16 protein-coding genes and 3 pseudogenes are annotated in these 23,891 nt (G+C 66.5%); 8 read left to right on the top strand and 11 right to left on the bottom strand.

Annotation, left to right across the window (positions count from 1 at the left end; genetic code table 11):
- Window positions 1-33: 33 nt before the first annotated feature.
- Window positions 34-411, bottom strand: a complete 378-nt coding sequence (locus ACQY9P_RS13990; RefSeq protein WP_421738676.1) for a VOC family protein — start codon at window positions 409-411, stop codon at window positions 34-36.
- 2 nt (window positions 412-413) lie between these two features.
- Window positions 414-773, bottom strand: coding sequence for a winged helix-turn-helix transcriptional regulator (locus ACQY9P_RS13985; RefSeq protein WP_421738677.1), 360 nt, complete (start codon window positions 771-773; stop codon window positions 414-416).
- Window positions 774-804: 31 nt separating this feature from the next.
- Here ACQY9P_RS13985 and ACQY9P_RS13980 point away from each other — a divergent pair.
- Together ACQY9P_RS13980 and ACQY9P_RS13975 are read left to right on the top strand one after the other, a co-directional pair.
- Window positions 805-1,089 (top strand): annotated as a pseudogene (locus ACQY9P_RS13980) (carboxymuconolactone decarboxylase family protein); the annotation flags it as partial.
- A pseudogene (locus tag ACQY9P_RS13975) lies at window positions 1,052-1,350 on the top strand (hypothetical protein). The pseudogenes ACQY9P_RS13980 and ACQY9P_RS13975, both read left to right, overlap by 38 nt.
- On the opposite strand, the gene ACQY9P_RS13970 reads toward ACQY9P_RS13975, so the two are convergent.
- The 3 genes from ACQY9P_RS13970 to ettA all read right to left on the bottom strand — a co-directional run bounded on the left by ACQY9P_RS13970 (window position 1,347) and on the right by ettA (window position 8,845).
- Complete coding sequence (locus ACQY9P_RS13970; protein WP_421738678.1) at window positions 1,347-2,306, bottom strand: 2-hydroxyacid dehydrogenase; 960 nt, start codon at window positions 2,304-2,306, stop codon at window positions 1,347-1,349. The pseudogene ACQY9P_RS13975 and the gene ACQY9P_RS13970 sit on opposite strands and share 4 nt — an antisense overlap.
- Window positions 2,307-2,555: 249 nt before the next feature.
- Window positions 2,556-7,043, bottom strand: a complete 4,488-nt coding sequence (locus tag ACQY9P_RS13965) for a hypothetical protein (protein ID WP_421738679.1) — start codon at window positions 7,041-7,043, stop codon at window positions 2,556-2,558.
- Between the two features lie 134 nt (window positions 7,044-7,177).
- Entirely contained in the window at window positions 7,178-8,845 is a 1,668-nt protein-coding gene (gene ettA, locus ACQY9P_RS13960) for an energy-dependent translational throttle protein EttA (protein WP_421738680.1), read from the bottom strand.
- Window positions 8,846-9,101: 256 nt separating this feature from the next.
- On the opposite strand from ettA, the gene ACQY9P_RS13955 reads away from it, so the two are divergent.
- The 4 genes from ACQY9P_RS13955 (at window position 9,102) to ACQY9P_RS13940 (ending at window position 15,219) form a co-directional block, all read left to right on the top strand.
- Window positions 9,102-11,399 (top strand): TonB-dependent receptor, encoded by a 2,298-nt coding sequence (locus ACQY9P_RS13955; RefSeq protein WP_421738681.1) that lies wholly within the window; start codon window positions 9,102-9,104, stop codon window positions 11,397-11,399.
- An 86-nt stretch (window positions 11,400-11,485) separates the two neighbouring features.
- On the top strand, window positions 11,486-12,598 hold the full coding sequence (locus ACQY9P_RS13950; protein ID WP_421738682.1) for an alkaline phosphatase D family protein: 1,113 nt from the start codon (window positions 11,486-11,488) through the stop codon (window positions 12,596-12,598).
- 63 nt (window positions 12,599-12,661) lie between these two features.
- Complete coding sequence (locus ACQY9P_RS13945) at window positions 12,662-14,878, top strand: DPP IV N-terminal domain-containing protein (protein ID WP_421738683.1); 2,217 nt, start codon at window positions 12,662-12,664, stop codon at window positions 14,876-14,878.
- Between the two features lie 137 nt (window positions 14,879-15,015).
- Window positions 15,016-15,219: a hypothetical protein gene (locus tag ACQY9P_RS13940; protein WP_421738684.1), complete on the top strand. Its 204-nt coding sequence runs from the start codon at window positions 15,016-15,018 to the stop codon at window positions 15,217-15,219.
- Between the two features lie 26 nt (window positions 15,220-15,245).
- Here ACQY9P_RS13940 and ACQY9P_RS13935 read toward each other — a convergent pair whose 3' ends face one another.
- Complete coding sequence (locus ACQY9P_RS13935; protein ID WP_421738685.1) at window positions 15,246-16,115, bottom strand: DMT family transporter; 870 nt, start codon at window positions 16,113-16,115, stop codon at window positions 15,246-15,248.
- A 139-nt stretch (window positions 16,116-16,254) separates the two neighbouring features.
- Between ACQY9P_RS13935 and ACQY9P_RS13930 the strand changes: the two genes are divergently transcribed.
- Window positions 16,255-17,037, top strand: a complete 783-nt coding sequence (locus ACQY9P_RS13930) for a thioesterase family protein (RefSeq protein WP_421738686.1) — start codon at window positions 16,255-16,257, stop codon at window positions 17,035-17,037.
- Between the two features lie 12 nt (window positions 17,038-17,049).
- A pseudogene (locus tag ACQY9P_RS13925) lies at window positions 17,050-18,652 on the top strand (amidase).
- Window positions 18,653-18,661: 9 nt separating this feature from the next.
- On the opposite strand, the gene ACQY9P_RS13920 reads toward ACQY9P_RS13925, so the two are convergent.
- The 5 genes from ACQY9P_RS13920 to ACQY9P_RS13900 form a co-directional block, all read right to left on the bottom strand.
- Window positions 18,662-18,817: a hypothetical protein gene (locus tag ACQY9P_RS13920; protein ID WP_421738687.1), complete on the bottom strand. Its 156-nt coding sequence runs from the start codon at window positions 18,815-18,817 to the stop codon at window positions 18,662-18,664.
- Window positions 18,811-19,425: a hypothetical protein gene (locus ACQY9P_RS13915; RefSeq protein WP_421738688.1), complete on the bottom strand. Its 615-nt coding sequence runs from the start codon at window positions 19,423-19,425 to the stop codon at window positions 18,811-18,813. Before ACQY9P_RS13915 ends, ACQY9P_RS13920 begins: the two co-directional genes overlap by 7 nt.
- A complete protein-coding gene (locus ACQY9P_RS13910; RefSeq protein ID WP_421738689.1) occupies window positions 19,422-20,936 on the bottom strand; it encodes a hypothetical protein in 1,515 nt (504 codons plus the stop codon). Before ACQY9P_RS13910 ends, ACQY9P_RS13915 begins: the two co-directional genes overlap by 4 nt.
- The gene (locus ACQY9P_RS13905) at window positions 20,933-22,444 is read right to left on the bottom strand and encodes a tetratricopeptide repeat protein (protein ID WP_421738690.1); all 1,512 of its coding nucleotides are present in this window, start codon (window positions 22,442-22,444) and stop codon (window positions 20,933-20,935) included. The genes ACQY9P_RS13910 and ACQY9P_RS13905 overlap by 4 nt, the downstream gene beginning before the upstream one ends.
- A 213-nt stretch (window positions 22,445-22,657) precedes the next feature.
- Window positions 22,658-23,881, bottom strand: coding sequence for an acyl-CoA dehydrogenase family protein (locus ACQY9P_RS13900; protein WP_421738691.1), 1,224 nt, complete (start codon window positions 23,879-23,881; stop codon window positions 22,658-22,660).
- Between the last annotated feature and the right edge of the window lie 10 nt (window positions 23,882-23,891).

The following is a 23,891-nucleotide window of genomic DNA, read 5'->3' as shown; positions in this document are numbered from 1 at the left end:
AGATATCTTTATGTCCGATTTGGCAAGCTGAAATTATGCCTCAGGAGAGGCCTTCTCGGGCTCCCAGAGCTCAATCTTGACCCCCGCCGGGTCCAGAAGCCAGGCGAAACGCCCCATGGCGCCCTCGTCCTGCAAACCGGTTGGCAGGGCGCCCTCGGCGGCGGCCCTGGCCAGCACGCCGTCCAGATCATCGACGATGAAGTTGATCATGAAGGCCGTCTGCGACGGCTCGAAATACTTCGTGTCGGCTGGAAACGGCGACCAGGTGGTCTTGCCGGCGTCGGGATGATCGAACATCGCTCCGCCCCAATCGTGGATATCGAACCCCAGCACGCGAGCATACCAATCGCGCACGGCCGCCGGATCGGCCGCCTTGAAGAATATCCCGCCCAGACCCAGCACCCTGGCCATGATCAGTCCCCCTCCGCCAGATCGTTGGCCCAAGCCTGCGACCAGGATAGCAGCGGCGCAAGAGCCTCGAACAGCGCGACGCCACGAGGGCTGAGACGATAGCCGTTGTCAGCGGCCACGACATCGGCCGCGCGCAGCTCGGCCAGGCGGACGTTCAGCGTGCCCGGCGGCAGCTCTGCCGCGGCCTGCAAGGCGCGAAAGGTCAGGACGGCGCCGTCGCGCAGCTCCCAGACGATCCGCAGGCTTCCTCGCCGGCCCAGCAGGTCCAGCGCCGCCATGATGGGCTGGCCCGTCGATGAGCCCCGCACCGGCCTGCCCGGCAGGGGTGCTTCATTTTTTGTAGCGACTCGATCCGACGTCATGATACAAATTCTGTAGCACAAGGAGACGGACATGTCCGCCCGCATCCAGCCCGCCCAGGCGCCGTACCCGCCTGCTATCCAGAAAACCTTGGAGCAGCTCACAACGCCGGGCGCCGAGCCCCTGTCGTTGTTCCGCACCCTGGCCCGCGACGAGCGCCTGTTCTCGCGCTTCACGGGCGGCGGCCTGCTGGATCCCGGACGCCTTTCCCTGCGCGAGCGTGAAATCGTGATCCACCGCATCTGCGCCCTCAATGGCGCGACCTACGAGTGGGGCGTCCATGCCGCGATCTTCGCCGAAAAGGCAGGACTCGACCCCGCTCAGTTGGCGGCGACCGTCGCACCGGGCGTCGCCAACTGCTGGTCGCCGCGCGAGGCGCTGCTGATCGACTTTTGCGACGCGGTAAACGCCCGCGCCGACATCGACGACGCCCTGTGGGCGCGACTGTCGGACGTCTTCGACGAACCGGCGCGGATCGAGTTGATGATGCTGGCCGGTTTCTATCGCACCGTCAGCCTGCTGGTGAACGGCCTGCGTCTGGATCCCGAGCCGTTCGCCGCGCCGTTTCCCATCGACTAGGCCCCGACCGGAGAGGCCAGCGGCTCGCCATTGAAATAGCAGCGCAGGTTTTCCAGCGTCAGGCCAACCATGGCCGGGATGCTGTCCAGCGTGGCGCCCGCCGTATGGGGGGTCAGCACCGTGCGCGGCACGGCGGCCCAGCGCTCGGGCCGGGCCGGCTCCTGCTCGAAGACATCCAGCGCCGCCATGCCCAGGCTGCCGTCCTTCAGCGCCGCGATCATGGCGTCCTCGTCGATCAGCGAGCCTCGCGCGACGTTGACCAGCAGGCCCTGCGGCCCCAGGGCCTCGATCACCGCCTTGGAGATCATGTGCCGGTTGGACGTGTCGGGCCGGGCGCAGACCACCAGCACGTCACTGTCTCGGGCCAGGGCCAGCAGGCTCTCGGCGCGCGGCCGATCGGTTTCCTTGGGACGCGGCGCCCACCAGGCGATCTTCATCTCGAAGGCTTCCAGGCGGCGCGCCACGGCCTCGCCGATGTGGCCCAGTCCGACAATGCCGGCCTTGCGGCCACGCAGGCCGTGACGCGGCGCCATGCGCTCGGCGTGGGTCCAATGGCCCGAACGTAGCCGGAGGTCGCCCTCGACGATGCCGCGCCAGGCGGCCAGGACCAGTCCCACCGCGTGGTCGGCCACATCGCCCGCGTTCAGGCCGGTGGAGTGGGTCACCGAAATGCCGTGCGCCTTGCACCACGGCACATCGACGCCGTCATAGCCGACGCTGACGCAGGCGATCAGGCCCAGCCGGGGCATCTCCGAAAGCATGTCGCGATGCAACGCCATCTCGCCGGCGTGCACGATGGCCCGCACCTCGCGCCCGGGGCCGTCGAGAAAGGCCAGATGGTCGGGATAGTCCCATAGCCGGTGCACCGTATAGGCGCCTTCCAGCAGCGGCTGCAGCGGCATGAGCATCTCGTGCGACAGCAGGACGTGCGGCTTGTCGGCGGCGGTATTCGGCATCGGGCTCCTCCGTCCCCAACCGGTCCCGGCGCTGTTTCGCCGAGGGTTCGTTGGGATCATCCAGTCTTTTGCGACACGCTACTCCAGTTGCGGCGCGACGCCACCGGCAAGCCACGTCAAAAGGCGGCGCGACCCCGTCGAACGCCTTGCGGCTGGCGTCGCCCGTTCAGACAGGTCCAGCCCATCCGCGCCGCCGCCTGCCCCAACGTAAGCCGTCGCCGGGGCGGCCGACGCCGTCCCGGCCCTCGATCAGGTCCCGCCGAATACGAAGTCGGCCTTGTAGTAGCCCTTGGCGGGATCGAGGATATCGATCGCGAAGGGCGCGGAGCCGTCGGCGAGGTCCGTGAGCCAGGCGTCGTTGGACCTCACCATGACGCCAAGGTCAGCCTTTTCGGCCTCGGCGAGAAGCCACCCCACCATCGCCGCCTTGGTCCCCTGCCCGTTGGCGCCATCGCCGCCGTAATAGGCGAAATAGTCGGCGCGCCCATCGATCAGCGCATGAATCTTGGCGTCGGTCGGCGCCGCGCCGAAGATGGTCTTGTAGGCTTCCCGCGTCGCATCGAAGAGGCTCATCGCGCCATACTTGGCCGCGAACGCGTCCTTGCCCTCGCCCAGCTTGCCCAGATTGACCGCGAAATTGATGTAGCGGTTTTCGAGATTGAAGGTCTGATAGTAGGCGCTGTTGAGGTTGTTGGGGTTGGGTCCGGTGGGTGAGACCAGATAGTCGATCCCGGCCCGGCCAGGAATCTTTCCCGTGAAGAACTCGTAGGCGAGGGTGGCGACAGAGGTCGTGGCGCCGGCGGTCTTGATGATTTCAGCGGTGACTTGGTCCAAGCCGAGCTTTCCAGTGGACCACTGGTCCGCCACGCTAGTGGCGAGGGCGCTGAGCTTGGTGTCGTAGGTCGGTATCCGCAGGATGAAGGACAGCTCGGCGGTTAGCTCGGACACTGTCGGCTCGGGGCGGAAAATCATCTTTTCGACGCCAACCAGTCGATCGGTTCCGTCGGGCGAACCGCCGCGCAGGTCCGTCACGGTCACTGAACCATCGGCGTTATTGACCACCGAATAGTCGTTGGCCCACCCGTAGTAACGCACCGTGTCCGTGCCCGCCCCGCCATCCATGGTGTCGTCGCCCGCACCGCCGATCAGCAGATCGTCGCCGCCCCCACCCGAAAGGGTGTCGGCTCCCGCCCCGCCTTCCAGCGTGTTGGCCGCGCCGTCGCCGGTCAGGGCGTCGGCATAGGCCGAGCCCTTCAGCGCCTCGATGTTGGCCAGCGTCTCGACGCCGCCGCCGCGCGTGTTCTGCGGCCCAGTCTTGGTGAGGTCGACCGTGACGCCCGAGGACGCGTTCTCGTAGGTCACCGTGTCGAAACCGGCCCCGCCGTCATAGCTGTCGTCGTCCGCCTCGCCGTTCAGGAAGTCGTCACCCGCGCCGCCGATCAGCGTGTCGCTGCCGCTCCCCCCGAAGATCGCGTCGTCGCCGGCCCCGCCATTCAGCGTGTTGGCGTAGTAGCCGCCCCGAAGCGTGTCGTTGTACGCCGAGCCGATCAGGTTCTCGACGTCGTGATAGAAGATATCGAAGCCCGCTCCCTTGGTGTCTTGGCGCGAGTAATAGTTCGTAAGGTCGACCGTCACAGCGCCCGCGGCCGTGCTGTAGTCGACCGTGTCCAATCCAGCGCCACCATAGAACGTGTCGTCGCCGGGGCCGCCGATCAGCCGATCATCGCCATAGAGGATGTCATCGCCCGCCCCGCCATCGATCACATCGTTGCCCGCGAAGCCGAAGATGGTGTTGGCGTTGGCGTCGCCCGTGACGATATCGGGCTTATCCGAGCCCGAGAACCAGTTGGCCTGCAGATCGACCGCGGTCACCGTCGATCCCGTCACGATCACCAGGTGGCGACCATCCGACGACGTCGTCAGCCGATCTCCGCCGATCGCCCCGCCTTCCCCGACATTGAGCCACCCCACGTCGGCGCCTAGGCTGTAGCCTTTCTCAATCGACCAGTCCGTGGTCGATAGTTGAAGAACGCGGTTGTACTGCGTCTCAAGGATGAAGAGCTTCGACCCGTCCGTGCTGAAAGCCACACCCGCGATGTAATTGCGCAACTCGGGGTGGTACGCGGTGACGTTGGCGAGGACCTTCCCGCTCAGATCGAAGACGACCAGTTGGGCCGACGCCGATGTCGCCATCATGTTGCCGGTCGTCGAAATCGCCTGCTTGCCGTAGATGAAGAAGCTTGCGAACGCCGGGCTGGTCAGCGTCTTGGATGCGACGTCATAGAGCGTGATCGGGTCGTCCGGGTCGTTCTGCGGGACGTACATGATCTTCGACCGCTCCGGGGACGCGGTCAGCACACCCGCAGGCTGGTGCGCGCCCGACGCCGTAAACTGGCCGGTCGCGCTATTGAGGAACCAAAGCGGCGTTTTCCCGGAAATGGCGTTCTGGGTCAGGATGATCGTTCCGTCCGATCCCACCGCCACATCGCTGAACCCGCGGCTCGCCCCGGAAACCGCCATCGTGAAATCCGTGACCGCGCCAGTCGTCAGATCCAGCCGGTGGAGCTTGGCCGTGCCTGTGAAGAGGCTGGAATCCGTCGACGTATTGGGAAGGTCGTTTTCCGTGACGAACACGTAGCGGGCGTCGGACGTCACATCCATGCTGCCCAGATAAGTGCCGACCTTCCAGCGGCCCTTCAGGTCACCGCTGACGAGATCGAACGTCACGACCTCGCCTTGGCCCGTCGTGGCGATGATCGTCTTGCCATCAAGGCTGACGATCGCGTCGGTGAATGCGCCGGACGCGATCAGCTGAGCCGGCTTGTCGCCGAGAAGATCACGGACACCGACGCTGGCGCTGGAGGGCGAAAGCGCGACGCTCCTGTCCTTGAATTGCAGGGCCTCAATGTTCAGCAGCGTATCGACACCCTCGCCGCCATTGACGCGCAGGTCTCGGACGATCCACGCGCCATTGGCGCTGCGTGTCCAGGAATAGTCAGTCGACGCCCCCGCATAGATCGCGGTGTCATTGCCCCCGCCGCCGTCGATCAGGTCGTCACCGCCGCGTCCCTCGAAAGTGTTGGCTCCGTCATTGCCGATCAGGACATCGCGATAGCCCGAACCCTTGACGCCTTCGATGCCGGTCAGCGTGTCGAGGCCCGCACCTCGGGTGTTCTGGGCGATCCCACTCTTGCTCAGGTCGACCATGACGCCCCGTTCGTCGTCGTAGTAGACGACGTCGACACCGTCTCCGCCGTCGATGACGTCGTTCCCCGCTCCGCCGTTGATCAGGTCGTCGCCTGCCTCGCCGCGCAGGACGTCATCACCGCCGCGGCCGTTGATCGTATCATTACCGCCTCCGCCAGCGATGACGTTGGCGCCCTCCGTGCCGAGGACGTAGTCGGCGAAGGCCGATCCCTTGAGGTTCTCGATCGAGATCAACGAGTCGCGCCCCATGGGGCCCGCGTTCTGACTGTAGTAGTCCAACACGACGTTGATAGCGCCGGTCGCGTCGCTGTAGTCGACGGTGTCGATCCCGTCGCCGCCGTCCAGGTAGTCGTCGCCAAGGCCGCCGATCAGGGTGTCGTTCCCCGCATCGCCGTAAAGGCTGTCGTTCCCCGCCCCGCCGTCGATGACATCGTCACCGGCGAAACCGTAGATGACGTTGGCGCCTGCGTCTCCGGTCAAGACGTCGGATTTGTCCGTGCCTGGATCCCAGGCGAGATCCACATTGACGGACGTCACCGTCGAGCCAGAGAACACCACGAGGTAGTGACCGTCCGCCGAAAGGGTCAGGCGGTCGCCATAGGCGCCGTAGCCGACATAGTTGTCCCCGACGTCGCCGCCGACACGGATCGAGCGCTCGACCGCCCAGTCTTTTGTCGACATCTGCAGAATACGATCGTTCTGCGTGTCGAGCACAAACAGCTTCGAGCCGTCGGCGCTGAACTCTACCCCGGCCGTGACAAACTTGATCTCCGGATGGAGCGCCGTCAGGTCGGTAATCAGTTTGTTGCTGAAGTCATAGATCCGGACGGCGCCATACAAGGCCTGGACTACCATCTGACCGGCGCTCGAGACCGCCTGGAAACCGGTATTGTAGTAGGTCGTGTTGTTAGGGATCGTCGTCGTGGCCTTCGTCGCGACGTCGTAGACGTAGAGCGATCCGCCTTGGGCGCTGTCCGACCCATAGATAATCTTGCTTCGGTCCTCCGAGACCGACAGAACGCCGCCCTGACTGATGTCGCCGCCGACCTTCGCGAACTGCCCCGTCGTGGTGTTCAGCGCCCACAACGCGCCCTGGGTGAGGTAGTAATATTGGGTGACAAGGACCGTGCCGTCCTTACCCCAGGCCACGTCGTAGAAGCCACTGTCCGAAGGGCCGACATTGGTCGAGAAGTCCTTCACCTCACCGGTCGTCAGATCCAGGCGATGGATCACGGCTACGCCGTTGGTGGGCTGCGCCTCGCCGACGATCAGGTAACGGCCGTCCGGCGAGACATCCATGCCGGACAGATTCACACCGACCTTCCAGCGACCCGCGACATCGCCTGTCGCCGCATTGAATCCGGTGACCCAACCCTCGTTGTTGGAAACATAGATCGTCGCGCCGCTGGCGCTGGAAGCCACATCCCGCAACGCGCCGTTCGTGATGACTTGAACGGCCTTGGGATCTGCAAATACAGACACGACGCGAACTCCCACACTGGACGCGTGATGCGCGCCGAAAAAACTCACAACCTTAAGGCTTGAGTGCAACCTAGGGGGAATGGTTGAGAGGCGTCAACGGCGCCATCGTGACGTCATGCGTCACGCAACAAAAAGGCCGCAGGTCACCCCGCGGCCTTCGATGTCCAGGGCTGAATACCCGCCTACCGCGCGAACTTCTGGAACTTGATGCGCTTGGGAATCAGGCTGTCGGCGCCCAGGCGGCGCTTCTTGTCTTCTTCGTACATCTCGAAGTTGCCTTCGAACCATTCGACGTGGCTGTCGCCCTCGAAGGCCAGGATGTGGGTGGCCAGACGGTCAAGGAACCAGCGATCGTGGGAGATGACCACGGCGCAGCCGGCGAACTCTTCGAGCGCCTCTTCCAGGGCCTGCAGGGTTTCGATGTCCAGGTCGTTGGTCGGTTCGTCGAGCAGCAGCAGGTTGCCGCCGGTGGCCAGGGTCTTGGCCAGGTGGACGCGGTTGCGCTCACCGCCCGACAGCAGGCCGACCTTCTTCTGCTGGTCGGCGCCCTTGAAGTTGAAGCTGCCGACATAGGCGCGGGAGTTAATCTCGCGCTTGCCGACGATCATGATGTCGGTGCCGCCCGACACTTCTTCCCAGATGGTCTTGTTGGGATCGAGCGCGTCGCGGCTCTGGTCGACGTAGGACAGCTTGACGGTCTCGCCGACCTTGACCGTGCCCTGGTCGGGCTGTTCGCGGCCGGTGATCAGCTTGAACAGCGTCGACTTGCCGGCGCCGTTGGGGCCGATGACGCCGACGATGCCGTTCGGCGGCAGGCGGAACGACAGGTCCTTGAACAGGACCTTGTCGCCATATTCCTTTTCCAGGCCTTCGACTTCCAGCACCAGATTGCCCAGGCGCGGGCCGGGCGGGATCTGGATGTGGGCCTGGGTCTGGGCGGCCCGGGCGTTTTCCTGCGCGGCGACCATTTCCTCGTAGCTCGCCAGGCGGGCCTTGGACTTGGACTGACGGGCCTTGGGCGAGGAGCGGACCCACTCAAGCTCGCGGGTCAGCGCGCGTTGACGGCTGTCGGATTCCGACTGCTCCTGCACGACGCGCTTGGTCTTCTGCTCCAGCCAGCCGGAATAGTTGCCCTCGTAGGGGATGCCCTTGCCACGATCGAGCTCCAGCGTCCACTTGGTGACCTGATCCAGGAAGTAACGATCGTGGGTCACCAGGATGACGCAGCCCGGGAAGTTTTCCAGGTGGTGCTGCAGCCAGGCCACCGACTCGGCGTCCAGGTGGTTGGTGGGTTCGTCCAGCAGCATGATGTCGGGCTTGCTGAGCAGCAGGCGCGCCAGGGCGATGCGGCGCTTTTCACCGCCCGACAGGGCTTCGATATTGGCGTCGTTGGGGGGGCAGCGCAGGGCGTCGATGGCCATCTCGACCTTGGAGTCGATGTCCCACAGGTCGCGGGCGTCGATGATCTCCTGGAGCTTGGTCATCTCCTCCATCAGCTCGTCGGAATATTCCTCGCCGAGCTGGTTGGCCGCCTCGTTGTAACGGTCGAAGATCTTCTTGTCCTCGCAGTCGGCGATGACATTGCCCCAGACGTCCTTGGTGGGGTCAAGCACCGGCTCCTGCGGCAGGTAGCCCCGGCGGATGCCCTCGGCGGCCTTGGCCTCGCCCGAGAACTGGTCATCCAGGCCGGCCATGATCTTCAGCAGGGTCGACTTACCCGAACCGTTGACGCCCACCACGCCGATCTTGGCGTCGGAATAGAACGACAGCCAGATGTTCTCGAAGATCTTCTTGCCGCCCGGGAACGCCTTGGTCAGGCCTTGCATCTGGAAAATATATTGCTGGGCCATGGGGGCGTCGGTCTCGCTGTCAAAGTTCGGGGGAGGACGGGCGCTGAAATAGCCCTCGGGGGCGGTTTGCGCAATGTCGGCGGACCGCTCTCCTCCGTTCATCCCCACCAGGACGGGCTGCGCGACGGAAGAGGACCTTCACCAATCCGTCTCAGGACCGTCGGATAGCCGACACAGAACCGTCGCCGCCTCGTCGCGGAGCACTGTTACCCGGGCCGCAACAGCGCCGCTTCGCGCGCTGGACTGGGGATAGATCATGAAAAAACATCTGCTGCTGAGCGCCGCCTCCATCGCGCTTGTCCTGGCCGCCGCGCCCGCCTTCGCCGCCGAGACCGCCGCCACCGCGACGCCCGCCGAAGCCGCCACCACCGAGGTCGATGCGGTCCTGGTTATCGGTCAGGGCCAGAGCCGTCAGGTCCAGACGCTGAAGGACGACGCCATCGCGCTGGAAGCCGCCGGCACCAGCCCGCTGAAGGCCATCGACAAGCTGCCGGGCGTCACCTTCCAGTCGGCCGACGCCTTCGGCGCCTACGAGTGGTCGACCCGGATCTCGATCCGCGGCTTCAACCAGAACCAGCTGGGCTTCACCCTGGACGGCGTGCCGCTGGGCGACATGAGCTACGGCAACCACAACGGCCTGCACATCAGCCGCGCCATCGCCGCCGAGAACATCGGCCGCGTGGAACTGGCCCAAGGCGCCGGCGCGCTGGGCGTGGCCTCGACGTCGAACCTGGGCGGCACGCTGCAGTTCTTCTCGCGCGCTCCGTCGGAAACCTTCGGCGCCCAGACCAATGTCACCGCCGGCTCGGACAGCATGTACCGGGTGTTTGGCCGCATCGACACCGGCGCCATCGCCAGCTTCGGCGGTCTTCGCGCCTACGCCTCGATCGCCGACCAGAAGACCGACAAGTGGAAGGGCGGCGGCGAGCAGAAGCAGCGCCAGTACGACATCAAGGCCGTTCTGCCCCTGGGCGAAGGCGACCTGACGGCCTTCTACAGCCGCTCTGAACGCCGCGAGCAGGACTATCAGGACCTGTCGTTCGAGATGATCAAGCGCCTGGGCCGCAACTGGGACAACACCCAGCCCAACTGGGCCCTGGCCGTCGCCGCCGCCAAGGCCTATCAGGCCGGAACCGCCCTGCCCGCCCCGTTCGCCACCGTCGACGACGCCTACTATGCCGGCGCCGGCATCCGCGACGACAACCTCTACGGCGCGACCCTGAACCTGCCGGTCACCGACAAGGTCAAGCTGAACGCCACCGCCTACGGCCACACCAATGAAGGCCAGGGCCTGTGGTACACGCCCTATGTCGCCAGCCCCGGCTACGGCACGGCCGGCTCGACCGCCGCCCCGCTGTCGATCCGCACCACCGAATACGACATCGACCGCAAGGGCCTGATCGGCGGCCTGACCATCGACCTGGGCGCCCATGAAGTCACCACCGGCTTCTGGACCGAGAAGAACGACTTCAACCAGGCGCGCCGCTACTACGCCGAGACCGCCGCCGCTCCGACGCGTGATCCGCTGGACTTCCAGTCCAACCCGTTCTTCACGCAATGGCAGTACAGCTTCGAGACCAAGACCACGACGGGCTACCTCGCCGACGCCTGGACGATCAATGACGCCCTGAAGGTCAATTTCGGCTTCAAGGCGATCAAGGTCGAGAACAGCGTCAAGACCGTGGTCGGCTCGCCGTTGGCCGGCACGATCGAGAGCAAGGACAGCTTCCTGCCGCAGGTCGGCTTCGTCTACAAAGCCACGCCCGACGTGGAAGTGTTCGGCGGCTACACCGAAAACATGGGCGCCTACGTCTCGGCGGCCACGGCCGGTCCGTTCGGCTCGCAGAACCAGGCGGCGGTCAACTACATCGCCAAGACGCTGGAACCGGAAAGCTCCAAGACCATCGAGTTCGGCGCCCGCTATCGCAACGAGCGCTTCCAGGGCGTCGCGGCCGTCTATCACGTGGCCTTCGACAACCGCCTGCTGGCCGCCAGCACGGCCGCCCCGATCCTGGGCCTGCCCGCCGTGCTGTCGAACGTCGGTTCGGTGGAAACCAAGGGTCTGGAACTGGCCGGCACCTACAAGCTGACCGACGCCTGGTCGGTCTACGGCGCCTACACCTACAATGACTCCACCTACCAGGACGACGTCATCAACGGCGCGGGCGCGATCAGCGTTCACACCAAGGACAAGACGGTCGTCAACACGCCCAAGAACATCTTCAAGGGCGAGATCTCGTTCGACCAGGCCGGCTTCTTCGGCAAGCTGGGCGTCGCCTATACCGGTGAGCGCTACTACACCTACGAGAACATCGGCGGCCTGGCCCCCTCGACCACGGTCGCGGACCTGACCCTCGGCTATCGCTTCGGTGACGACAACGCCTGGACCAAGGGCCTGGAAGTTCAGGCCAACATCACCAACCTGACCGACAAGGACTACATCTCGACCATCGGCTCGGGCGGCTTTGCCGCCAACGATGCGTCAGGTACGGCCCAGACGGTGCTGACCGCCCCGCCGCGTCAGTTCTTCATCTCGGTGAAGAAGGCGTTCTAGGCCTTTCACCATCGCCAAGCCTGGGGCCGGGAGGAGACTCCCGGCCCTTTGTCGTTCAAGTTCGCGCAAAGACGAGGAAACACCGAGTGACCGATCTGAACCGCCGCGCCGCCCTGGGCCTGTCGGCCGCCGCCTTGGCCGTTGCGCCCGGCGCGCGCGCCGCGACCCTCGACGCGCCCCATCCGGCTCTCGACAAGACCCTGACCCGCATCGCCTTCGGATCCTGCGCCAACCAGTCCAAGGATCAGCCGATCTGGGACGCGATCCTGGCGACCAGACCCGACCTGTTCGTCTTCCTGGGCGACAATATCTATGCCGACACCCGCGATCCGAAGGTGATGGCCGCCAAATACGCCACCCTGGCCGCCAAGCCCGGCTTCAGGCGCCTGCGCGAGACCACGCCCATCGTCGCCATCTGGGACGATCATGACTTCGGTGAAAACGACGCCGGAGCCGACTATCCGATGAAGGCCGAGAGCCGCAGGCAGTTCTGCGACTTCTGGGGAGAGCCCGCCGACTCCGTTCGCCGCACCCGTGACGGCGTCTATGCGGCCTATGTCTTCGGGCCCGACGGCCGGCGCGTGCAGATCATCCTGCCCGACCTGCGCTGGAACCGCACACCGCTGGTCGAGAAGTCCTTTCCCGGCGGCTACAAGGCCTGGGCCACCGCCAAGGGCCTGACCGGCCAGTTGACACCCGGCCCCTATGATCGCATCCCCGATCTTGACGCCACCATGATCGGCGAGCCCCAGTGGGCGTGGCTGGAGCGCCAGCTGGCCCAGCCCGCCGACCTGCGCATCTTCGGCTCCAGCCTGCAGGTGCTGGCCGACTTCGCCGGCTGGGAAAGCTGGATCAACTATGCGCGCGATCATCAGCGCCTGTTCGACGCCATCCGCCGCCAGAAGGCCGAGCGCCTGATCTGCATCAGCGGCGACACCCACTATGCCGAGGTCTCGCGCCAGGACCTCAACGTCCCTTACCCGATCTGGGATGTCACCTCCTCGGGCCTGACCGAGGTCTGGCCGGTCACGCCTCCCAACGCGCTGCGGGTGTCGTCGGTGCTGCGCGAGCGCAACTTCGGCCTGATCGAGATCGACTGGAGCGGGGCCGCGCCGGTGGTGACCTTGAAGATCCACGACGAAAAGGGCGCGGTGAAGATTTCGCAGGTGGTGGATACGGCGGGGCTGAGGGTCGGCTGATCGCCTGCCCATCAAACTTTTCCCTGCTGACAATCGCCACGCTCCCGCATAGCGTCCCGCGCCATGATCAAGCCCTCGCTCACCGTCCTCGCGACGTGCCTCGCCCTCTCCACCCCGGTCCTGGCGGAAAAGCTGACCCCGGAACGGATCTTCGCCGACCCCAGCCTGAACGGCCCGACGGCCAAGGGCGTGGCCCTGTCGCCGGACGGCAAGCGGGTCACCTATCTGAAGAGCAAGGCCGAGGCCGCCAACGTCCAGGACCTGTGGGCGGCGGACGTCAAGGGCGGCGAGCCCTATCGCCTGATCGACTCGGCGGCCCTGTCCTCGGGCGCCAAGGAGCTGTCTGAAGCCGAAAAGGCCCGCCGCGAACGGGCCCGCGTCTCATCGCGCGGCATCGTCGAATACAGCTGGGACAGCCAGGGCCGCTTCATCCTGGTTCCCTTGGACGGCGACCTCTATCTGGACAGCGTCGCCGACGGCAAGGTCAGCCGCCTGACCGAAACCCCAGGCGACGAGGTCGACGCCAAGGTCTCGCCCAAGGGCGGCTTCGTCAGCTATGTCCGCGACCAGAACCTCTACATCAAGCCGATCATCGGCGGCGCCGAGAAGGCCCTGACCACCGACGGCAAGGACGCCCTGTCGTTCGGCACGTCCGAGTTCATCGCCCAGGAAGAGCTGGACCGCTTCACCGGCTACTGGTGGTCGCCCAACGAAAGCCGCATCGTCTACACCCGCGTGGATGAGAGCGGCGTCGACATCGTGCCGCGCGCCGATATCGGCCCGGGCGGCGCCACCGTGGTGCTGCAGCGCTATCCCCGCGCCGGCCGCCCCAACGCCGTGGTCGACCTGTTCGTGCAGGACCTGGCCACCGGCAAGGCCGTGCAGCTGGACCTCGGCGCCAACAAGGACATCTATGTCGCCCGCGTCGACTGGTCGGCCGACGGCAAGACCGTCTATGTCCAGCGCCTGTCGCGCGACCAGAAGACCCTGGACCTGATCGCCTTCGACGCCGCCACCGGCCTGGGCAAGACGATCCTGACCGACACCGACGCCCACTACATCGAGATCAGCGACGACTTCCGTCCGCTGAACGACGGCTCGTTCCTGTGGTCTTCCGAAAAGGACGGCAACCGCCACCTCTATCGCCACGCCGCCGACGGCAAGCTGATCGCCCAGATCACCAAGGGCGACTGGCCGGTCTCGGCCCTGGAAGGCGTCGACGAAGCCCGCAATGTGGCGATCTTCGCCGCCTCGATGGACACGCCGCTGGAACGGCGCATCTATGAGGTCAGCTACGCCAAGCCGGGCAAGCCCAAGGCTTTGACCTCGGCCGGCGGCTGGTGGACGGCCAAGGTGGCCGAGACCGGCGGCGCCTTCGCCGGCTCCTACAACGATCCCAAGACCCCGCCGCAAACGGCGCTCTACGCCCCCGACGGCAAGCGCGTGCGCTGGATCGAGGAAAACAGGCTGGCCGAGGGTCACCCCTACTGGCCCTACGCCGCGACCCTGCCGGTTCCGGAATACGGCTCGCTAAAGGCGGCGGACGGCGAGACGCTGTACTACGAAATCCTCAAGCCCCAGGGCTTCGACCCCAGCAAGAAGTACCCGGCCATCGTCGCGGTCTATGGCGGCCCCCATGCCCAGCAGGTCAAGAAGACCTGGCAGAGCGCCTCGGAGCGCACCTATCTGGAAGCCGGCTACGTCATCTTCCGGCTGGACAACCGCGGCAGCGGCAATCGCTCGGCCAAGTTCATGCGGGCCCTGGACCGTCGCCTGGGTACGGTGGAGGTCGACGACCAGCTGGTCGGCGCCAACTACCTGAAGACCCTGCCCTATGTGGACGCCGACAAGCTGGGCGTGATGGGCTGGTCGTACGGCGGCTTCATGACCCTGATGCTGCTGACGGCCGACAACACGCCGTTCAAGGCCGGCGCCGCCGGCGCGCCGCCCACCGAATGGGGTCTCTACGACACCGCCTATACCGAGCGCTACATGGGCACGCCGGCGCAGAACAAGGACGGCTACGCCCGCTCCGACATCCTCAATCGCCTGGACAAGCTCAAGCCCGGCAGCCTGCTGCTGCTGCACGGCATGGCCGACGACAACGTGATCTTCGAAAACAGCACCCGCCTGATCGCGGCCCTGCAGAAGAAGACGATCCCGTTCGAGATGATGCTCTATCCCGGCGAACGCCACAGTGCGCCCGGCAGCAAGACCAAGGGCCAGCATGTTCTCAAGACCCACCTGGGATTCTTTGATCGCAAGCTGAAGGGCCAGTAGGCTCCATTCCGCGCGCGGGGTTAACCTCGCGCGCGGACCCCGCGACAAAATGCGCCGCCTTGGGGCTCTGTGTCACAGGGCCAACCGGCGAAGCCGTCTCTATTGTCCTGAGCACGGCTTGTGAGGACAGCGCGGTCATGAAGACCTCTATCGAAACCGTCGAATGGATGATCGACGTCGTGAAGACCGCCCTGGAAGAGGGAAGCGCCTCGGCCTCCGATCTTGAGGACTGGCTGCTGGCCGTTGTCACTCTGGAAGAACTGGCGCTGGAAGAAGCCGCTGATACACGTCAGGCGCTGAACTTTTCGTCTTGGATACTTCCCGCCGGAACGCTGCACTAGGTCGCGAGCGCAGGCCCCGCGGCCGATCAGATCGGCGCGGGCGTCGCGTCGCTCTTCTCGCCCAGCACCACCGCGAAACTGCCGGCCAAGATCATCAGCCCGCCGATGATCAGCGCCGCCGTCAGGTGGTCGCCAAACAGCATCACACCCAGCACCGCGCCCATCATCGGCTCGATATTGATGAACACCCCGGCGCTGGCGCTGCCCACGCGCGCGAGGCCGTACTGCCAGGCGGCGGTGGCGAACAGGGTCGACAGCGCGCCCTGGGCCAGGATCGCCGTCCACGTCACCGGGCTCAGATCCAGCTTCGGCGGGCCGTGCATGACCAGGGCGATCGGCAGGATGGTGACGGCGGCGATGATCACCGTCACGGCGGGCACGGCCATGCCGTCGTCCACCTTGGGCGCGCGGCGCATGACCACGATCCAGGCCAGGAAGATCAGCAGCGCGCCCAGGGACAGAGCCACGCCGAGGGGCGAGCCGGCGCCGTCGGGTTTGCCGGCGATCAGGGCCGCGCCCAGGGTGGCGGCCGCGACGCCAACCCAGGTGACGCGGTTGACGGACTCGCCCAGCAGCCTCGCCGAAATGGCGATCAGGGCCGGCATGGCGCCGACCAGCAGCGCCGCCAGGGTGACGCTGACATGGGCCAGCCCCTCGAACTGCACCAGGAACGCCACGCCATAAAGCGCGCCGCTGAGCAGGATGACCGGCGAGCGAAACAGCACGCGCGCGTGGCTCTTCAGCGCGAACGGCAGAGAGACCACCGCCGCCACGGCGAAGCGCAGCAGCACCATGTGGGCGGCGTCGGTCTCTTGCAGCACCAGCTTCCCGAGCGGGAAGCCCATGCCCCAGAGAATCCCGGCGGCGGCCAGGGCGAGGAAGGCGAGGCGGTTCATGGGCGCTTCCTGAACCATCCGGCTCGCCCGCGCCACCCCGGCGCGAGACCCTGCTGACATCGGCTGACGCAAACCCGTCTGCAAGACTTGACTTCCGTAGCGAAAGAAAACGAACTTCAGACCCATCACGGAGTTTCGCTTGACCACCTATACCGACCTGATCGCCGGCATCACCGCCACCGAAACCGGCCACACCGTCCACGTCACCGACGACTGGAAGCAGGGCCGCACCACCTATGGCGGCCTGTCGGCAGCGCTGTGTCTGGAAGCGGCGCTGAAGGCCGTCCCCGACGCCCCGCCCCTGCGCTCGGGCCAGTTCGCCTTCGTGGGACCGGCCGCCGGCGAACTCTCGATCGAGACCAGGATCCTGCGACGCGGCAAGTCGACCCTGTTCATGAGCGTGGACCTGGTCGGCGAGCAGGGTCCGGCGACACATGGCGTCTTGACCTTCGGCGCGGCGCGGGAGTCAGAGGTCAGCTACAGTCAGGTCCCTTGCCCCGTCGTGGCGCCGGCCGCCGACTGCGAGCTGTTCTTTCCGCAAGGCGGCGGTCCCGGCTTCGGCGGGCAGTTCGAAGTGCGGATGGCGGGGGGCGCGCGGCCACTGTCGGGCCAACCGCCCGAATACCTGCTGTGGATCCGGCATCGCGATCCGGCGGCGCGTTCGCTGGCCGCCCTGATCGCCCTGGCCGATACCCCGCCGCCGCCGGCCATGACCCTGTTCCCGCGTTTCGGTCCGATCTCGACCATGACCTGGTCGCTCGATGTGGTGGACCTGCCCGCCGAAGACGACGAAGGCTGGCGCCTGTTGCGCAGCCGTTCGGAGACCATCGCCGAGGGCTATTCGACCCAGGAGATGCTGTTGTGGGGTGCTGACGGCCAGCCGCTGATCCTGGCGAGGCAAAACGTGGCGGTGTTTGTCTAGCCGCGCACGATCATGCTCAAACAGGCTTGGCGGTTGCGGATTTTTGACCTCATTGTCTGCCCCGTCCGACCGCCCCGTTAAGAGTCGCGGTCCTTCGGGGGAACACCAGATGACCAAGACCGCCTGCCTTGCCGGAGCGGCTCTCGCCGCCCTGCTCTCGACCTCGGCTTTCGCCCAGAACGCGCCCGGGTCCGCCGAAGAGGCGACCAAGGGCTACTTGGCCGTGATCAAGGACAGGAACCCCGTCCTGCACGCGGTCATCGCCCTCAATCCCCACGCCCTGGCCGACGCCAGGGCGCTGGACGCCGAGCGCAAGGCCGGCAAGGTGCGCGGGCCGCTGCACGGCCTGCCGATGCTGCTGAAGGACAATATCGAGAGCGCCGACGGCACCGCCACCACGGCCGGCTCGCTGGCGCTGAAGGACAACATCACCGGCCGCGACGCGCCGCTGGTCAAGGGCCTGACCGACGCCGGCGTCGTGATCCTGGGCAAGGCCAACCTGTCGGAATGGGCCAATATCCGGTCCAGCCACTCGATCAGCGGCTGGAGCGCCATGGGCGGCACGGTGCGCAATCCCTATGCCCTGGACCGCAGCGCCTGCGGCTCGTCCAGCGGCTCGGGCGCGGCCGTGGCGGCGGGTCTGGCCTGGGCGGCGATCGGCACAGAGACCGACGGCTCGATCACCTGCCCGGCGGCGATCAACGGCCTGGTCGGCCTCAAGCCCACGGTCGGCCTGGTCTCGCGCACCCACATCGTGCCGATCAGCCACAGCCAGGACACGGCGGGCCCGATGACCACCACGGTCGAGGACGCCGCGAAAATCCTGACCGCCATCGCCGGCTCCGACCCCGCCGACGTCGCGACCAAGGACGCCGACGCCCGCAAGACCGACTACGCCAAGGGCCTGAGCAAGGATGCGCTGAAAGGCGTGACCCTAGCCGTGGCGCGGTTCTACACCGGCTATTCGTCCAAGACCGACGCGGTATTCGAGCAGGCGCTGAAGGACCTGAAAGCTCAGGGTGCGACCCTGGTCGAAGTCAAGGACTTCGACGAAGGCCCGATCGGCAAGGCCGAGGGCGTGGTGCTCTATACCGAGTTGAAGGTGGATCTGGCCGCCTATTTGGCTTCCACCGATCCGAAGAAGGTCCCCAGCCGCACGCTGGCCGACCTGATCGCCTTCAACACGGCGACCCCGAAGGAGTTCGAATGGTTCGGTCAGGAGAGCTTTGAAAAGGCCGAGAAGACCAAGGGCTATGACGACCCCGACTACATCAAGGCCCTGGCCGACTCCAAGCGACTGGCCGGCCCCGAAGGCATCGACAAGATCCTGAAGGACACTGGCGCGATCGCCATTGTCGCTCCGACCACCGGCCCTGCCTGGACCATCGATCCGCTGAACGGCGACAACTATGGCGGCTCATCCACCACCCTGCCCGCCGTGGCCGGCTATCCGCACCTGACCGTGCCGATGGGCGATGTGACGGGCATGCCGGTGGGCCTGTCGTTCATCGGCCCGGCCTGGAGCGAAAAGACGCTCCTGAACCTGGGCTATGCCTACGAGCAGGCGACGATGAAGCGCAAGCCGCCGACCTTCCGGGCGACGATCGCGCCCTAGATTCGGGGCTCAGACTCGGGGCCGGATCGCCTCGATCGGCGGCGGCGGCGGGGTGACCCGTCCCGCCGACGGCGCATAGGGCGCCGGGGGGCCTGGCGGGCGCGACGGGGCGCAGGCGCTCAGGGCCAGCGCCGTCAGGGCCACGATCACCGCCGTCCTCAGCATCCGACGAGACCCACGCCGGCGAAGTTGCGGTTGGCGCCGACGCCCACGCCGCCAAAGCGCTGGCCAGCGGCGAGGCCGATTCCGACCGAGCCGGGCGGGGCCGCCACGGCCAGACCGAGGCCGCCGTTGGGCGTGAAGATGCCCAGGCCCGACTTGAAGCAGCGGTTGTCACCCGACGGATCCCAGACCTCGACCTTGCCGTCGGCCCGCGTGAAGGCCCAGCGTTCGCCGCGACCGTCACGGCCGCTGACACTGAGCTGGCCGGGGCCGTCGGAGTTGACGCCATACGAGTCGCGGGTGAAGCCATCGACCGCGCACGACGAGACCAGGCCCGGCTTGCTGAGGTCGCCGCGCAACGCCGCCGCAGATCCGGTCTGGGCGTTGAAGGCCGAAACCTCGGTGTCACCGCGCCCGCCGACGAACACCTGGGTGCCGGTCGAGCGGTCATAGGTCATGATGTCGGGCGCCTCGCCTGACAGCGGAGCCCCGCAGGGCGCGCCGCGACCGCCGCCGCCGGGACCGCGCCCGGCCGGACCTTGAGCCTGTGCGGCGGCCAGCGAGGTCGAAGCCATCAGGAGCGCGACCAGACCGCTAACGAGCTTGCTCATTTGGGAGCTCCTTCAGCTTTGGGGGCGCCCGCCAGCGCAGGCTTGGAGGTGTAGATCGCCGGCCCGCCGCCGGAGCCGTTCGAGGCGTTGGGCAGACGGTAATGGGTCTGCGGCGACTCCAGCGAAGCGCCCTGCGGCGCCGGCGGCAGACTGGTCGGCGCGTCGCCAGTCGCGCCGGCCGGCAGGAGCGACGGCGCGGGCCAGTAGGAGTCGAAATCCAGACGGGCCTGGTCGCGCGGCGTGCGGAAGATCTCCGGAGCCTCGAACCACGGCTGGCAGGTCAGGGCGCCGTCGAAGAAGCCGGTCACCAGCGCCTGACAGCCGCCGGGGCGGGCGAAGACGCGATTGTCGCGAGCCCGGATCTGGGCGCCCTTTTCGGCATAGAGCCCGGCGCGCATGACGCCGACGATCTTGTTGTCGGCCGCATAGAGGGTTCCGGAGTCGACATAGAGCCCCACATCGACCGCCTCGAGCTGACCGTCGAGCACGCGCAGGTTGGAGTCCTCGAGCGTCACGGCCCAGTCGCTGTCGCGAACCACCGGCCGCAGCAGCGTGGTCTCATCGCCGCCAGAGATATAGACGCCGCGCGAGAAGCCATCGACATACAGGCCGTCGACCTGAACCAGCTGCTGGCGGTTCATGCCGGAGATCACGAAGCCGGCCGAATTGCGCGTCCGGCCCGATCCGGTCCAGTCGCCCAGGCGACTGACGCGGATATCCTTCATGCGGCTGTCGCCCGAGGTCTCGAACGCCGCGCCGATCGCGGTGGCGGCCACCTCGACATTGGAGGCCATGATCTCGCCCGTCGCCCGCACGACGGGTTGCCGGGTGCGGCCGATGAAGACCGTATCGGCCAGCTCGACCCGGCTGTCGGTGATGTCGAGCGCCGAGCCTTCGCCGTCATAGCGGACGGTCACGCCCTTCAGCGCCAGCTCGGTGGCCCGGCCGATGATGCACGAGGCCTGGCCGGCGCGCAGGGCTTCGATGCCCAGGCCTTGCAGCACCACATAGGAAACGCCCGGCGCGATCCTGATACAGGGCTGGCCCGACGGAGCCACCAGGATCGGACGGTTCAGCGACGGCGAGTAGCCGCGAACGACGATGGTCACCGACTGGGTGATGTTCAGCGACTCGACGCAGGCGCCGCCCTGGGTGGAGGTCAGGGTCAGGACGTCGCCGTCATACAGGCGAGCCAGGGTGTCGTTGACCTGGCCCGGATAGGCGTAGTCGCAATTGATCTCGCGCGGCACATAGCGACCGCCGCCAGGGCCATAGCCGTTATTGGCCACGCAGCGTCCCCGCACCCGATAATAGCCCCGGGCGCAGGGCTTGGGCTTGGCGTAACGGACCTTGCAGCCTCGCGACAGGTTCGGCTCGAGCAGCAGACCGAAGCACGGACGGATCTGCTGGTCGATCTTGGCGTCCGGCGAGGCCAGGGCCATCTGCGGCGCCGAGACGAGGCCGAGCGACAGCACGGCCAGAATGGCCAGGAGGCGGCTCAGGCGGCTCATCGATAGTCCCTTTCGATATAGGGCCGTCCGCCGCGATCCGCGGCGGGACGGGGCGGCCTGGAGACCTGGGCCAGCAGTTGCTGCAGCCGCCAGACCGAAGGCTTGAAGCCGGCCAGGGCGCCGTCCAGCTGATAGACCACCGCCTTGGCGCGATCCTGGTCGGCCACGCCCTGCAGGCCCAGCGAGAAGAAGGTCGACATGGCGTACTTGGCCTCGGCCGAGCCCTGGCGTTCCGCCTCTTCGTACCAGTGATAGGCGCGGGCGTAGTCGCGCGGCACGCCGACGCCTTCGGAGTACATGACCGCTAGCACCAGCTGCGCCTTCGACGAGCCGTTGACGGCGGCGTACTCGACTGCGCGCACCTTCTCGATCGGCGACAGCCGCCCCGTGGCTGGCCGGCCAATCATCGCCTGGAAGGTCTGGGCGTCGTTGGTGGAGAGAAGTTTCTCGTCCAGCAGCGGCGCCGGGATCACGCGCAGATAGGCCAGGGCCTCGCCGATATGGACGAAAGGCAGTTCGGACAGCCGCGCCTGGGCGGCTTCCCGCGCCTCGCCGGACTGATCGGACTCGTCGGAATGGGGAACGCCGGATTCCGGGGACTCGGGCGGATAGAATTCGTAGGGCGGGATCCAGCGCTTGGCCTTGGTCTCGACAAAGCCGCCATACGACGCGCGCTGCGGCGAGGACCGCTCGAAGTCCTTCAGCATCACATAGGCCGAGACGTCGCCCGTCTGAACGGCCAGATAGTTGTAGAGATAGGCGTCGACGTCATTGCGACGGAACAGATCCAGCGCGGCCGGCGCGCCGGGCTGGCTGGGCTTGCCATAGGCCTCGATGGCCTGAAGATTGTCGGACGGCTCGCCATAGGGGCCGAAGAAGCCGTCATGCATCCGCGCCAGCACCCGGAAGCCGTCGGCCCCCTGGCTGGACAGGATGTAGATCACCCGATTGCGGACGCTTTCGCGCTCTTCTGTCGACATCCGCGACAGCAGGCGGTCCAGCGCGCCATAGGCGCTGCGGCGTTCGAAGGCCCGGCAGTCGTCGAACCGTGACAGCGCCTTGCTCTCGCCCTTGCCGCGACGCTCGTAGGCCGCGATCGGGGCGTAGCCACCGGCGTTGGACAGGGCCATGGCGTACCAGACCGCCGCCTCGACCGGGTCCTCCAGGTTCTTGTCGACCGAGCGCTGACCTTCGTAGCGGCGCGCCAGCTCCAGCTGGGCGAAGAAGTCGCCGCGGAAGCCGCCCTGGCGAAGCGCCCTGATTTCCTGTTGCTGCTGGTTGAACTGCCCGGACACGCCCTGGGCGGCCTGCGGGCGCGGACAGGCGCTGGAGCGTTTCTGGAACCACAGGTTCGGACCGGTGTCACAGCCGACGAGGGGAATCACCACCGCCGCGACGATCGCGCCCAGCGGCGCCCGGCGCAGCAGATAGCGCCGCGCCGAAACCGCCCGAAACAGGCGACTTTGGAGCTCTAACAGGCGCGAAACAGCGTCGCTGGTTTCGTGCATCACTCCCCCTCAGCACGCCGTTAACCATATCTCAGAAGAACTCATGTGCCGCGCTCCTGGCAGTGTCAAGTTCATGCACCCGTGTTGGGCGACTCCCGTTTGGCGACATCAGAAAGACGGCAAAATCGGCCGGCCAGACTTACTCGCCTGACACACGAAAAAGGGCGCCGGCCCACCGACCGACGCCCTGGTTTCATGACAGGATGATGGTGTTCAGCGACCGGTCGGCATGTCCTTGAAGGCCACATCCTTGTCGACCCGCACGTCGCCGGGCAGACCCAGGACCCGTTCGGCGATGATGTTCTTGAGGATCTCGTCGGTGCCGCCGGCGATGCGCAGACCAGGAGCCCACATCAGGCTTTGCTGGAACGCCGCCTCGGCCGGGGCCTGGTCGGGATCGACGAGGATGCCGTACTGGTCCTCCATCTCGACAGCGGTATTGGCCAGCTCCTGCATCTGGTTGGCGGCGATGATCTTGCCGATCGAGCTTTCCGGTCCAGGCGTCTGGCCGCGCGACAGGGCGGTCATGGTCCGGAAGCGGGTGAACTTCAGGCCTTCCGACTGCACGTACCAGTCGGCCAGCTTCTCGCGGAAGGCGTTGTCCTTCAGCGCAGGGCCGGTGGCGCCGGTCAGCTGACGGGCCAGACCCATGATCTCGCGATAGTTGGGGCCCGACGAGCCGCCGACCGCGAGGCGCTCGTTCATCAGGGTGACCAGGGCCACCTTCCAGCCCTCGCCCACTTCGCCAAGACGTTGGCTGTCCTTGACGCGCAGGTCTGTGAAATAGACCTCGTTGAACTCGCGGCCGCCCGACATCTGGTGGATCGGCCGGCACTCGACGGCGGCGTCCTTCATGTCGATCCAGAACATGGTCAGACCCTTGTGCTTGGGCACGTCGGGATCGGTCCGGGTCAGCAGGATGCCGTAATCGCAATAGTGCGCGCCGGTGGTCCAGACCTTCTGGCCGTTGATCACCCACTCGTCGCCGTCCTTGACGGCGCGGGTGCGCAGGGCCGCGACGTCGGAGCCGCCGGCCGGCTCCGAGAACAGCTGGCACCAGATTTCCTCGCCCTTCACGGCGGGGCTGACGAAGCGCTGCTTGGTCTCGGTGTTGGAGAAGGCCATCACGGTGGGCACGCACATGCCCAGGCCGATGGTGAAGTAGCCGTAGCTGAGCCCGGCCTTGGTCTCTTCCTGGCCGAAGATCACCGACTGGATCGGCGTGCCGCCGCCGCCGCCGATGGCGGCCGGCCAGGTGATGCAGGCATAGCCCGCGCTGGCCTTGCGGGCCTGCCAGGCCTTGGCGGCGACCATGTGCTGGTCGGTGTTGGGCTTGAGCTCGCCAAACTGAGCGCGGTGCGCGGCGGCGTTCTCGGCCAGCCAGGCGCGGGCCTTCTCGCGATAGGCGGCTTCTTCGGGTGAATCGTTGAAATCCATGATCGTCTCT

Source organism: Caulobacter sp., from assembly GCF_965279145.1.
GTDB lineage: Bacteria > Pseudomonadota > Alphaproteobacteria > Caulobacterales > Caulobacteraceae > Caulobacter.
The sequence above is the reverse complement of the archived record's forward strand: the minus strand, read 5'-3'. Positions and strand labels throughout refer to the sequence as shown.

What these genes read in the sequence shown, in the direction of transcription:
- ACQY9P_RS13990 (WP_421738676.1), bottom strand. Translation starts at nt 411, where the DNA reads ATGGCCAGGGTGCTGGGTCTGGGCGGGATATTCTTCAAGGCGGCCGAT.
- ACQY9P_RS13985 (WP_421738677.1), bottom strand. Translation starts at nt 773, where the DNA reads ATGACGTCGGATCGAGTCGCTACAAAAAATGAAGCACCCCTGCCGGGC.
- ACQY9P_RS13970 (WP_421738678.1), bottom strand. Translation starts at nt 2,306, where the DNA reads ATGCCGAATACCGCCGCCGACAAGCCGCACGTCCTGCTGTCGCACGAG.
- ettA (WP_421738680.1), bottom strand. Translation starts at nt 8,845, where the DNA reads ATGGCCCAGCAATATATTTTCCAGATGCAAGGCCTGACCAAGGCGTTC.
- ACQY9P_RS13955 (WP_421738681.1), top strand. Translation starts at nt 9,102, where the DNA reads ATGAAAAAACATCTGCTGCTGAGCGCCGCCTCCATCGCGCTTGTCCTG.
- ACQY9P_RS13945 (WP_421738683.1), top strand. Translation starts at nt 12,662, where the DNA reads ATGATCAAGCCCTCGCTCACCGTCCTCGCGACGTGCCTCGCCCTCTCC.
- ACQY9P_RS13940 (WP_421738684.1), top strand. Translation starts at nt 15,016, where the DNA reads ATGAAGACCTCTATCGAAACCGTCGAATGGATGATCGACGTCGTGAAG.
- ACQY9P_RS13935 (WP_421738685.1), bottom strand. Translation starts at nt 16,115, where the DNA reads ATGAACCGCCTCGCCTTCCTCGCCCTGGCCGCCGCCGGGATTCTCTGG.
- ACQY9P_RS13920 (WP_421738687.1), bottom strand. Translation starts at nt 18,817, where the DNA reads ATGCTGAGGACGGCGGTGATCGTGGCCCTGACGGCGCTGGCCCTGAGC.
- ACQY9P_RS13915 (WP_421738688.1), bottom strand. Translation starts at nt 19,425, where the DNA reads ATGAGCAAGCTCGTTAGCGGTCTGGTCGCGCTCCTGATGGCTTCGACC.
- ACQY9P_RS13910 (WP_421738689.1), bottom strand. Translation starts at nt 20,936, where the DNA reads ATGAGCCGCCTGAGCCGCCTCCTGGCCATTCTGGCCGTGCTGTCGCTC.
- ACQY9P_RS13905 (WP_421738690.1), bottom strand. Translation starts at nt 22,444, where the DNA reads ATGCACGAAACCAGCGACGCTGTTTCGCGCCTGTTAGAGCTCCAAAGT.
- ACQY9P_RS13900 (WP_421738691.1), bottom strand. Translation starts at nt 23,881, where the DNA reads ATGGATTTCAACGATTCACCCGAAGAAGCCGCCTATCGCGAGAAGGCC.